Source organism: Alteromonas sp. DY56-G5 (assembly GCF_041414725.1).
GTDB lineage: Bacteria > Pseudomonadota > Gammaproteobacteria > Enterobacterales > Alteromonadaceae > Alteromonas > Alteromonas macleodii.
Map to the genome: position 1 here is coordinate 30638 of NZ_JANHZQ010000040.1, position 11894 is coordinate 42531.

An 11894-nucleotide genomic window follows, 5' to 3' on the forward strand; every position below is an offset into this window, starting at 1 on the left:
CTAGCAACTAGAACTTCATGCTAGCGCCAATGAAGAAACGGCGTCCATTGGCACTTTGCGTTCCACCAAGTCGCTTACCGTCACTGCTTCGAACATAGTAGTTCTCCCAGATTTCGTCGGTAAGGTTAAGGGCTTCAGCTTTAAGTGTAATAGTTTCTGTCACGTTCCAGCTTACCTGCGCATCAAGCTGCGACTGTTCGTCGCGGTACTGGTCGCCAATTTCAGCTTGGGCAATAAAGTACTCAGAGCGGTAGTTGTAGTTTAATCGCGCGCTGTAAAGATCAGTTTCGTAGAACACACCTACGTTAAACGAGTCTTTTGACGTGTTCGGGAAGCTTACTGAGCGCGTTGCGATAGTAGCACCAATGATGTTGCCGTCATCGTCTGTAACGGCAACCGCTTCATCTACTTGTGCGTCGGCCACATCCGTGTAGGTGTAGTTAGCGTAACCACCGAAACCGTTGTCGAACACATGCTGAATTTGCATTTCGATACCGTCGATTGTGGTTGAACCACCATTCTCTGGCGTTCTTAGCTGATTGATTTGCTGACCATCAATTTCACGAGATACGGTTTTGGTGAAGATAAAGTCGTTAATATCTTTCTTGAACACTGTTACCGCGGCTACCGACGATTCGCTAAAGTACCATTCTGCACCCACTTCAAATTGGTTAGCAGTTAGCGGGTTAAGCTGCGGGTTACCAGCAGAGCCAGAGCTAGTTTCAGGCGTTAAGTTTACCGCAGGTGCTAACTGAAACGGAGCTGGACGTGTAAGCACGCGTGCTGCCGCCATACGTAGCAACACATCTTCAGATAAGTCGTACGACAAGTTGATGCTTGGCAACCATTCGTTGTAACCACCGTCAAACGCTACCGCTTCGCCTGTTGTTAGGTCGTAACCGTTCGAAGTTGAATCGGTTTCAACGTAACGCATACCCACATTACCTCTGAAACCATCGCCACTAAATTTCGCCATGGCGTAAAGTGCAGTAATATCTTCTTCTATCTCAAATGAAGATTCATCTAAGAATTCATCGGTACGGCGGCAAAGTATAGTAGTATCATCAGCACATTCGGCTACGCTATATAATGCGTTGTACATGCTGTCTTTGTCAGGGAAGAAATAGCTGGCAGCCACGCCGTTGGTGTTGTCGTGAGACACGTTAATCATGTCGCCATTCCAAAACGATGACGCGGGGCCAAGGCTACCTTCACCCACCGGCGCTAAATTGGCCAAGTCAGTTCTGTAGCGAGATTGCGCAAAGCTGCGATCGCGACGCTTAATACCCGTTTTGATTTCGGTTACTGCACCCCAGTCTACTGAATGCTCGTAATCAAATTGGATATAGTTTTCTTTATCTTCCGTTGCATTTAGCTGGTCGAATATTCCTCCCAACCACATTTCATCCGTTGGGTTAGCTAGCCATGGGCTTGCCGTTGTAAAATCGATATACGGGTTGTCGCCACCTGGGTTGTAAAAATCGATGGCTGCACGCGGGTCGTTTGCGCTAGCCCAAAATTCAGTAAAGAAATCTCGGTTTTCGCCTTCACCGGTAGTTGTACCTAACTGGAAGTGCAACTTGCCATCACCCATTAGGTAGTGCCCCTCAATATCTACAATCTCGGTAGACATTTCAGAACCATCGCGGAAGATGTTGTCATACGCCATAAAGCGCGCCCACTCAGGGCGGTTATCTACACCCATCATGCTAAGCGACTCTACTACGTTGTCGCTGCTCACCGTACCCGGGCTGGTGTCTGTACCTGTGTACGCCACACCGCGAAACGGAATACCAATCAAGTTAGAGTTTACGTTGTCAGCTTTAAGCGTTGACGATAGATAGTGGACAGACACGTCGAAGTCGTCGGTAGGTGCCCATTGGGCAGTTACATCAAAACCAACGCGCTCACGGTCTTGCTTAAACAACGCTGAGCCCATTCCCCATGGAATAGCGCCTTTTTGTGAAGCGCCAACAGGTGCTTCAATAAGTGGGTCGATACGAGGAATGCTAGGGCCGAACCAGCCGAAGTCTTCGTTAGTTTCACGCTCTACCGTTCTTTCTTGATAAGAGCCTGAGAAAAGAATACCAAAGGTTTCGTCATCGTTTTTCCAGCTGTACAAACCAGATAGCGTTGGGTCGAGTGAATCGGCGATATCACCATACTGGCCTTCTACCGAGATTTGCCCAGAATTAGCGTCAAGGTCGAACGGTTTACGTGTTTTCAGAATTACCGTTCCGCCCAATGCGCCTTCATCAATGTCTGCCTGAGACGACTTGTACACTTCTAAACCCGCAATCATTTCCGACGCTAAAATTTCGAAGTTAAAGTTACGGGTTGCGTCTGATAACACAAACCACTGACCGGTTCCCACGGCTTGACCGTTCACTAGGGTCAAGTTTTGGTCTGGCTGAACGCCGCGTATAGTTACGCCTTGCCCTTCACCAAAATCGCGGTCGATGGTAATACCCGGAACACGGGCTAATGTTTCTGCTACGTTTTTGTCGGGGAACTTACCAATGTCTTCAGCAGTGATAGCGTCAACAATAGCGTTAGAAAAACGCTTGGCATTGATGTTGGCCTTTTGGCTTCCGCGGATCCCTGTGACTTCGATGATTTCAGTTTCACCTGCTTCCTGTGCTACCGCAATAGGTGCTGAAATACTTGTTAATGCGCCCATAGCTATGGCGAGGCGAACACTTCTTGTTAGTTTATGTTGTTGGTTTTTGAACATTGTATTTACCTTCTCTCAGCCAAAAATGACAACGCTGTCATTTATTGAAATAATAAAATGACAGGCGTTGTTGTGGGGTACAGCTTTTTGATGACAACGCTGTCATTGAATGTTAACTTACATGACACAATGTAAGGCTGCAATTAATTTTTTAACAAAAAAGTAACACAAGCTTCTTAATTGTTGAAAATTAAACCAATTTTTAGAGTGAGATCGAATTTGGCTGCTACCATCAAAAGTGTTGCCGAAATGGCGGGTGTTTCGATAAAGACCGTTTCGCGCGTAATTAACAAGGAAGGCACGGTAAAACCCGACACCTTGCAACGTGTTGAAGAGGCGATAAAGGCCTTAAAATACACGCCGAATAAGGCAGCACGAGACTTAGCAAGTAAAGGAGCATCGGTACTGGGTTACGTATACGACAACCCCAACGCTTACTACATAATCGATATGCAAAAAGGCATATTGGATGTGTGTCGCAAAAACAATTTCGAATTGTTAATTCACCCGTGCGATGCAAGCTCTAAAAACATAGCGAAAGAACTGGTGGACATGGTAGACACCGCGCAATTGGCTGGCCTTATCCTTTCGCCTCCGCTGTCAGAAATGCCCGAGGTATTATCGGAACTTGATCAAAACCAAATAAGTTATGTGCGTATTTTATCTGGAGATGGCCTATTTCCATCGCCCCTCCCCTACGTGTTGGTGAACGACTTCAAAGCGGCATACGATATTACTGAGCACCTTATTGGCCAGGGTCACAAAAACATTGCGTTTATTGCCGGTGAAGAAATTCACAAATCCACCATTGAGCGTTTGAACGGCTACAAAGCGGCGTTAGAAAAAGCGGGTATTGCAATTGATGAGTCGTTAATTATCAAGGGCACCTACTCATTTGAAACTGGGGTTAAAAGCTCTGAAACGCTGCTTGCCATGTCGCCGCCCCCTACCGCTGTGTTTGCGTGTAACGATGAGATTGCAGCGGGTACGTTGTTTGGTGCACGAATGAAGGGGGTAGATGTTCCTCAAGAACTCGCAATTGCCGGGTTCGAGAACAGCCCCTTTTCTCGTCAGACTTTTCCGCCGTTAACTACGGCATCTCAGCCAACTAATGAGATAGCGCAGCATGCTGCGGCGTCGTTAATTCAGTATTTACGAGCTAAAAAAGCCAAAGCCGCCCACGACAATCTTAACCATACTTTCATCCCTGAACTGGTAGTGCGCGCGTCAACCGAGAAACAGTAATGAACAAATTACCTCAAGAAATCGTGATTGTGGGTGGCGGAACAGCAGGCTGGATGACGGCGTGCTACTTAGCAAGAACCGCCGAGTTGATGGCCAATAACAATAATGTACCTGCCCCCGCCCCTAAAATAACGCTTCTTGAATCTGCGGTTATCAGCACCGTTGGCGTAGGCGAAGGTTCAACGCCTTATCTGCGCCACTTTTTTGAGTTTTTGGGAATAAATGAAAGTGAGTGGATGCTGAAGTGCAGCGCCACGTATAAGATGGGCATTAGCTTTGAGCGTTGGACTACAACGGCTGAATCAAAAACAACGCGCCCCGCGTTCATCGATTCAGACAGCTATTTTCACCCGTTCTTCTCTTCTTTAGATATTCCCACCGCGGATATGTACTTCAATGCGGTAAATGAATACAGAAAAGGCGCTTCGCACGACATTAACCCGTCGCACTACTTTACTGCTGCGCACATGGTAGAAAAAGGCATTACGCCCGACGCCATTTGTAGTTCTGCGAATATTGATTACGCCTATCATTTTGATGCAGGGCTGTTAGGTGACTTTTTAAAAGAATATGCTCTGAATAAAGGGGTTTCCCACCAAATTGGTACTGTGGCAAATGTAGAATGTCATGAGCACACTATTAACTCGCTAAAACTGGATGACGGAAATACATTAAGCGCAGACTTTTTTATTGATTGCTCGGGGTTTCGAGGGCTTCTTGGCAAACAAGCCCTGTCGCGAAAGTTTACAAGCTATGCCGACACCTTGTTTAACGATTCAGCAGTAGCCATTGCCAGCGACGCGACAGCATCACCAGCAACTGCATTACAAACTCGCTCTATTGCGCTTAATCACGGCTGGCAGTGGCACATTCCCCTAACTAGCCGCACCGGCAACGGTTATGTATACAGTTCACAATTTTGCACTGAAGCCCAAGCAGAAGAAGAACTTAGACTTGCATTAGAACCAAACCAACCCCATCAGCAAGCTCGGCATTTGAAAATGACCGTAGGCAGACTAGAAGAACACTGGAAAGGTAATTGTTTGTGCATAGGGTTGTCTCAGGGCTTTATTGAACCATTGGAAGCTACCGCACTTATGCTGGTGCAGTACGCACTGCATCACTTTATCGATTGCTGGCAAAGTAACAATCCGCGAAGAGTGGAACGCTATAATTCTGAGATAAACCGAATGTTCGATGGTATTCGGGATTACATTGCTGCTCATTACTATTTAAATACTCGCGACGATTGTGCCTACTGGGTTGCCTGTCGCGAAGACTTAAAGGTGCCGGATACCCTTTCTTATTTGCTGAATGCGTGGGACAAAGGCGCCAGCTTTGAACAAGCGCTTAATGAAGTAGATAACAAATTGGTTTATTTGCGACCTTCGTGGTACTGCATTTTTGCGGGAATGAAGCGCTTTTCTAATAACACAACGCCACTTGCGCAACCCAACACCCTTGCACTTCGCACTGTGCAGCAATCGGTAGAGGGAGCGTATCGAGCAAGGTAACCCCAACTAAGCTAGAACGCACGAACATATAAAATTACGCCTTTCGCCCGCTTACATTTAAAAATATAATAAAAGCAGGCAAATTCATTAGAAAGTGTAATTAACTATGAAGCAGCTTTCCCTTGATACCTTACGCACCTTCGTTAGCGTTATTGAGCTTGGTGGCTACGCTAAAGCAGGCGACTTTTTGGGCCGTTCTCAACCGGCAATAAGCCTACAAATTAAAAAGCTAGAGTCGCAGTTAGACCGCAAGCTATTTACTAAAGTTGGGCAACGGCATGTGCCTAGCGCTGACGGCAATTGGCTGTACCCAAAGGCGAAAGAACTGCTAGAGCTTAACGATAACATCTTTCGCAGCTTAACCCCTGCTCCGCTAAGCGGTCGCTTGCGTCTTGGCATTCCCAATGAATTTGCTTCTACATTATTGCCGGGTCTAATTGGCGAATTTTCAAAGCGCTATCCCGATGTATCACTTGAAGTGACCTCGGCCTTAAGTCGCGATTTGCTGCACCCGTCGCAGCGCGATCATTTCGATTTAATTTTGGCGTTAGTAAATCCGGGCGAGCAGACAGAAGGCGAAGTAGTGTTAGAAGATGACGTAGTTTGGGTTGGCGACACGGCTCATCCATTGGTTGGCAACAATATTCCTTTGGTGCTTGCTCCCGACGGTTGTATGTATCGAAGCCGCGTTATTGAGCAGTTAAAGCAGCAAACCTTTGCATGGAAAATCAGCTATACCAATGCAGATTTAGGCGGATTGGTTGCCGCCATTCAGCAAGGTTTAGGCGTGACAGCTCTAGCAAAATCAAGCTTACCGGCAAATCTGGTAGCGCTAAACCACCCGCACCTGCCCAAATTAGGCAAGGTAAATATTTGCCTGTTCAATCAAGATACACAGCACCCTGTGATCAGTAAAACTCTTGCCGAATTCTTTAAAGTTCGGCTAACCCAATAAAAATGGGGTCAGAGTACTTTTTCTGCCCCACCGTTCTTATTCAATTAGCTTTAGCCATCACTCGTGATGGTTTCGATAAGCTCGCCGAGTACAGTTTCGGCTTTGCTGGTTTCAACCTGACATGTACCTGCGTTCATGTGACCACCGCCGCCATACTTCAAGCACAATTCTCCCACATTGGTTTTTGAGCTACGATTAGTAATGGATTTACCAATAGCAAATACCACGTTTTGCTTTTTCAGCCCCCACATCTTGTGAATAGAGATATTGCAGTCGGGATACATGGCGTAAATAACAAACCGGTTTGTCGCGTAAATGGTTTCTTGGTCGGTTAAATCAAGCACAACTAAGTTGTCGTATACGGTAGAACACTTGGCAATTTGCGCCTTCGCCATTTCATTGTGCTCGTGATACAAACTCACGCGCTCGGCCACGTCTTCCATTTGCAGTATTTCTTCAATGCTGTGGTCTTTGCACGCATCTATTAGCTTCATCATTAGCTGATAGTTAGAGATTTTGAAATCTCTGAAACGACCAAGCCCAGTTCGCGCATCCATGATGAAATTCATGAGCACCCAATCTGTGGGCTCAAGGATTTCTTCTTCGCTAAACTGTGCAGAGTCTCCTTTATCTACCGCGTCCATCATATCTACTGAGATATTAGGAAATTTATCTGCACCACCGTAATAGTCGTAAACAACGCGCGCCGCCGACGGCGCTTTCGGGTCAATGATGTGATTATCAATATCGCCTGAGTTACGCACTGTTTCACTTAAGTGATGGTCGAAGGCAATATGGCAACCCGCAACGTAAGGCAGGTTAGTGGTGATATCATTCTCGGTAATATCAATTTTACCGTCTTGCATGTCTTTTGGATGAACAAACAAAATATCGTCAATTAAGTCTAAATCTTTCAATAAAACCGCACATACCAGTCCATCGAAATCACTTCGCGTAACCAATCTAAATTTTCTTTCAGGCATAGTTTATCCATCATTCACTTAGGTAATAATTTTAAGTGTAACAGCTAATAAAAATTTTGAGAGACAGGTTTATTAACTTCTTATTTAGCTTTTTAAGTTCAGTAATTTACCCAGCGGTTTCGCCAAACTTTCTGGCGGTTCGGTAAAGTAAGCGGGGCCGGTTTCTGTCATGTACAAACAGTCTTCTAAGCGAACCCCAAATTCACCCGGAATATAGATACCCGGCTCATTAGAGAAGCACATGCCTTTTCTAAGTGGCGTATTTTCACCGCGCACAAAGTTAACGCTCTCGTGTCCTTCCATGCCGATACCGTGACCTGTTCTGTGACTTAGCCCAGGCAATGCATAGTCTTTGCTGTACCCCTTGCTAGCATAGTATTGACGCACTGCGTCGTCCACTTTGCCTGCTGGCTCACCAATTTTAGCTGCGGCAAATGCTACGTTCTGCCCTTCCCTTACTGTATGCCATACGTCCTGAACTTTCTGAGACGCTTTGCCAAATACCAAAGTACGGCTTATGTCGCTTTGGTAACCGTGCACGCTGCAACCGCTGTCTAGCAAGATCACCGAGCCTTCTTTGATAGTTTGTGCTGCGTTTGTGCCATGAGGATAAGCACTTGCATCGTTAAACAGCGCCAAACACCATGTACCGCTGCCGCCTAAGTGCTGCTGTGCGGTGTTCATCAAACTTTTTACATCCTGCTGACTCATGCCAAGCTTTAGGTTGCTAAAAACAAACTCGTAAGCACGTAAAGTAACTTCATTGGCCTTATGCATAAGTGCCAGTTCACTCGCAGTTTTATACATGCGACAGCCAAGGGTAATTGGCTCGGCGGGAACGATATTAATGTTTGGCAGCGATCGGCTGACTCCGGTAACTACAAAGTAGCGTACGCTGCTTTCAAAGCCGATATTGCCGCTTGTTATACCGCGCGATTTTAAAATATTGGCTACGACATCAAACGGGCTTTCATGCTCTTGCCACACTTTTACATCATCGCCTATAGCTAACGACTCAAGCACACTTGGCTTTTCGAAAAATGGCGTTACCACCGCCATGTCACCTTTTTGAGGGATAACCAGCGCGGTCAAGCGCTCACTACGCCACCATTTAATCCCCGAAAAATAATCCATAGCTGCGCCAGGCTCGACCAGAATCGCCGCAATGTCTTGGGCTTTCATAAGCGACTGCGCTTTTTCGATACGCGCTTTACGCTCTTCTACGGTAATCGGCTTCGCATTTGTGGTGATATCGCTTAGCCCGCTTATATCGTTAATGTTTGTTGTATTGGTTTGACTAATTGCAGCCATAGAAGCCACAGGCGCAAGTGCAAAGCTAGCGCCCGCTAATTTTAAGAAATGTCGCTTATTCATGTTCCCTTCCTGTCGTTTTAATTAAGGTTGTTTAGCACCTTTTTATTTTATGAACATAACATTGAATTAATTTTGTACTAAAAACTTTAGTGTTTACTATTACTAGCACTTTATGCCCACATAACGAAGATCGCGGCAAGCCCAATAAGAAGTAAGCCAGCAATTTCGCGTTTTGTGACTGTATTTTTTAGCCAGTAATGTGAGAGTACCAAGGTAAGTAACACCTCTAACTGCCCAAGCGTTTTTACTAGCGCCACATGTTGCAATGCCATAGCGGTGAACCAACAAATTGAGCCCAAACAGCTTACCGTGCTAATCGCTAGCACCTGCTTTTTAGCGTTGGTTAGCTGTCTGAACACGAAGGGTTTAGTTAGCGCAATATAACCACTTAAACTTATCGTTTGTACACACAGTACCCATAACAACACCCAAGCAGCAGCCACCGTATGCTGAACATTTAGCATATGACTTGCCTCGCGCACCAACAGTGATGTCAGCGCAAAACAGGTACCGCAAGCAAGACCTATAACCATGGTTTTCACACTAATGCCATGGAGCCGATTGCCGCTGCTTAACACAAATACTGCTATTGCGCCTATTACTATGCCCGCCCACCCAAGGGGCGTTAAATAACTTCCGAAAAAGAGCATGCCTACAACGCCGGCCACCAAGGCCTCACTCTTCGCTAGACCTGCGCCAATGGCAAAATTCTTCTGCTTGAACAAAATCACCATTAAAGAAGTGGCCGCTATTTGAAGTAGCGAAGCACACAGTATCACTGCAATAAAAGAGCCTGAGAACTCAGGCACTTGACTGGCGCTACTGCTGTAGAGAATGAGTAAATAGACGAGGGCTATTGGCGGAGCCAAGATAAAGCGAGATAGCGTCACCCCAGAAGTGTTAACTGCGCCGCTCAATTTGCTCTGCAGTGCATTGCGCACGGTTTGCATAACAACCGCGCCCAACGTAAATAAAATCCAACTCATTAGCGTCGCTTTACCTTGTTATATCGCTACCTACAGTTAGGCGCGAATTACTTTGCCTCTTTAGCTTCCATTGCCTGTACGCGCTTGTCTTTAAAATCAGAGTCGCGTTTCCAGTATGGCCACACATCGCCTTGGGCATAGTAGTTCAGCATAGAGCCGATAAGTGAGAGGTCTTGTTGCACACCACCTAATGTCCAGCTTGGAAGGTAGTCGTCATCTGCTTTATGGTAGCGTTTGGCGATAAAGCTAGGGTCGGTATCGCCTAAGCTCATGAACAAAATTGAAGGCACGCCCTGCTTAGCGAGCGCGAAGTGATCTGAGCGGAAGAACAGTCCATTTTGAGGTCGCGGATCCATTTTGACCATTCGCCCTTGTAATGCAGCAGCTGTCGCTAAATCGTCTTCAATAGACAAATAGCCTTCGCCGTACTGCAAAATGTAATCAACATCATCGTTTACATTCATGCCGTCGATGTTTAAAAAGGCCACCATGTTCGATGTTGGTACCGGTGGATTATTTGCAAAATAATCGGCACCGAGTAGCCCTGTTTCTTCAGCGGTAAACGCACTAAACATTAGTGTACGTGCAAAGCCCTCTTCGCGTTTTGAAAGCGCATCTGCCAATGTAATTACACCTGCTACGCCTGACGCATTGTCTACCGCACCATTGTAAATAGTGGTTTGGCCGTTCTTCTCAACTTTGCCTAGGTGGTCCCAGTGAGCGTGAAGCATTACCCATTCTTCTGGCTTATCTGTACCTTCTAAAATGCCTGCAACATTTTGCGACTCGGCACGCTCAATAGTATTGGTGAAATCCAATGATGCTTTTGTGTTTAGCGCGATGGGCATAAATCCTGGCTTTGAAGCTTTGTCTTTAAGCTCGCCATAGTCCATACCCACTTTTTCAAATAGCTGTCTTGCGGCATTTAAATGAAGCCAACCCATTACACCGACTTGTGAAGCATTGTTGTTGTCGTCGACTAAACTGAATTTGGTATTGGAATTTGAGTTTTCGACTACGCCCCACCCGTAACCCGCAGGCATCGTTTCATGAATAATGAAAACCGCTTCTGCCCCCTGCCTGGCTGCTTCTTCGTACTTATATGTCCAGCGACCGTAATAGGTCATTGCGTTGCCTTGAAAAAGATCTGGATCTTTAGAAGCGAAACCCGGGTCGTTTACCAGCATTACAACGGTTTTTCCTTTTACATCCAGGCCGGCGTAATCATTCCAATTGTACTCTGGGGCATTAATGCCATAACCCACAAAAACTACATCACTATTAGCAAGTGAGTAGTCATTAACAATTCGCTGAGTACGGGCGGTAAACTCGCTGCCTGCGCTAAAATCAAGCCCGCCTATTTTTAACGATGAAATGTTCTTCGGCGTTATTTTGGCTAAAGGCACAGCTTGGGTGTAGCTATCGCCAAAGGCTGGCTTAAGCCCTAGCTTTTTGTATTGGGTTATCAAGTAATCGACTGTTTTCTCTTCACCTTTCGACAAAGGCCCTCGCCCTTCAAACTCATCGCTTGCCAGTGTTTTAACGTGCTGACGATATACGTGCAAATCGATAGAGGCATTACTCAGCGTCATCTTTTCGCCTTTTTTTGTCGCCGACAATTTAACCGGAGCTAAATTAGAAGCAGGTACTTCGGCATTCGCCGAACCAGTCGTTAAAGTAGAAGTAAGTACAGAAGCAGCGCAGACAAAGGAAAAGGCGCGATAAGGTTTGCAAAGATAAGTAAACATAAGCCATTGGTACAAATAAAAAAGGATACCGAAGAGTATCCTGTACCGCTGACTATCTCAACGCCGAAACGACTAAACCAAAAGAATGGGGTCAGAGTACATTTCTTTGCTTTTGGAGCGAGATAGATAATTAGAGAGCTTTGCCGCCTGTTTTCTGTGATGTATGAAAAAGTACACTTCCAAGCTTCAATAATGGGGTCAGAGTACATTTATTCGGTTTTGTAATAGGGAAAGCCAATAATGTACTCTGACCCCACTATTCGGGGGTGGCGAAAAAAGTACTCTGACCCTGAGGGATCCCCACGAATTTAATTCCATGTGCTTCCGGCCCATGCACTGTCTACTATGGAGCTGT

General features: G+C 46.0%; 8 protein-coding genes. 3 read left to right on the forward strand and 5 right to left on the reverse strand.

The features are described 5' to 3' along the window. Positions 1–7: 7 nt before the first annotated feature. Positions 8–2734 (reverse strand): TonB-dependent receptor, encoded by a 2727-nt coding sequence (locus tag NO989_RS17040; protein WP_014950367.1) that lies wholly within the window; start codon positions 2732–2734, stop codon positions 8–10. A 219-nt stretch (positions 2735–2953) separates the two neighbouring features. Between NO989_RS17040 and NO989_RS17045 the strand changes: the two genes are divergently transcribed. From NO989_RS17045 to NO989_RS17055, 3 genes are all read left to right on the forward strand, one after another. Next, a complete protein-coding gene (locus NO989_RS17045; RefSeq protein WP_081106107.1) occupies positions 2954–3979 on the forward strand; it encodes a LacI family DNA-binding transcriptional regulator in 1026 nt (341 codons plus the stop codon). Continuing rightward, positions 3979–5493 (forward strand): tryptophan halogenase family protein, encoded by a 1515-nt coding sequence (locus NO989_RS17050; protein WP_371342939.1) that lies wholly within the window; start codon positions 3979–3981, stop codon positions 5491–5493. The genes NO989_RS17045 and NO989_RS17050 overlap by 1 nt, the downstream gene beginning before the upstream one ends. A 106-nt stretch (positions 5494–5599) precedes the next feature. Beyond that, a complete protein-coding gene (locus tag NO989_RS17055; protein WP_014950370.1) occupies positions 5600–6448 on the forward strand; it encodes a LysR family transcriptional regulator in 849 nt (282 codons plus the stop codon). 50 nt (positions 6449–6498) lie between these two features. On the opposite strand, the gene NO989_RS17060 is transcribed toward NO989_RS17055, so the two are convergent. From NO989_RS17060 to NO989_RS17075, 4 genes are all read right to left on the reverse strand, one after another. Further along, a complete protein-coding gene (locus NO989_RS17060; RefSeq protein ID WP_039228034.1) occupies positions 6499–7431 on the reverse strand; it encodes an exopolyphosphatase in 933 nt (310 codons plus the stop codon). 84 nt (positions 7432–7515) lie between these two features. After that, on the reverse strand, positions 7516–8805 hold the full coding sequence (locus NO989_RS17065) for a M24 family metallopeptidase (protein WP_371342940.1): 1290 nt from the start codon (positions 8803–8805) through the stop codon (positions 7516–7518). Positions 8806–8915: 110 nt separating this feature from the next. Then, the gene (locus NO989_RS17070) at positions 8916–9791 is read right to left on the reverse strand and encodes an EamA family transporter (RefSeq protein WP_371342941.1); all 876 of its coding nucleotides are present in this window, start codon (positions 9789–9791) and stop codon (positions 8916–8918) included. Positions 9792–9838: 47 nt separating this feature from the next. Beyond that, the gene (locus NO989_RS17075; protein ID WP_321824736.1) at positions 9839–11383 is read right to left on the reverse strand and encodes a M28 family metallopeptidase; all 1545 of its coding nucleotides are present in this window, start codon (positions 11381–11383) and stop codon (positions 9839–9841) included. Positions 11384–11894: the final 511 nt, after the last annotated feature.

Coding starts and splice junctions, on each gene's coding strand:
- NO989_RS17060 (WP_039228034.1), bottom strand. CDS start 7,431: ATGCCTGAAAGAAAATTTAGATTGGTTACGCGAAGTGATTTCGATGGA.
- NO989_RS17050 (WP_371342939.1), top strand. CDS start 3,979: ATGAACAAATTACCTCAAGAAATCGTGATTGTGGGTGGCGGAACAGCA.
- NO989_RS17070 (WP_371342941.1), bottom strand. CDS start 9,791: ATGAGTTGGATTTTATTTACGTTGGGCGCGGTTGTTATGCAAACCGTG.
- NO989_RS17065 (WP_371342940.1), bottom strand. CDS start 8,805: ATGAATAAGCGACATTTCTTAAAATTAGCGGGCGCTAGCTTTGCACTT.
- NO989_RS17075 (WP_321824736.1), bottom strand. CDS start 11,383: ATGACGCTGAGTAATGCCTCTATCGATTTGCACGTATATCGTCAGCAC.
- NO989_RS17055 (WP_014950370.1), top strand. CDS start 5,600: ATGAAGCAGCTTTCCCTTGATACCTTACGCACCTTCGTTAGCGTTATT.
- NO989_RS17040 (WP_014950367.1), bottom strand. CDS start 2,734: ATGTTCAAAAACCAACAACATAAACTAACAAGAAGTGTTCGCCTCGCC.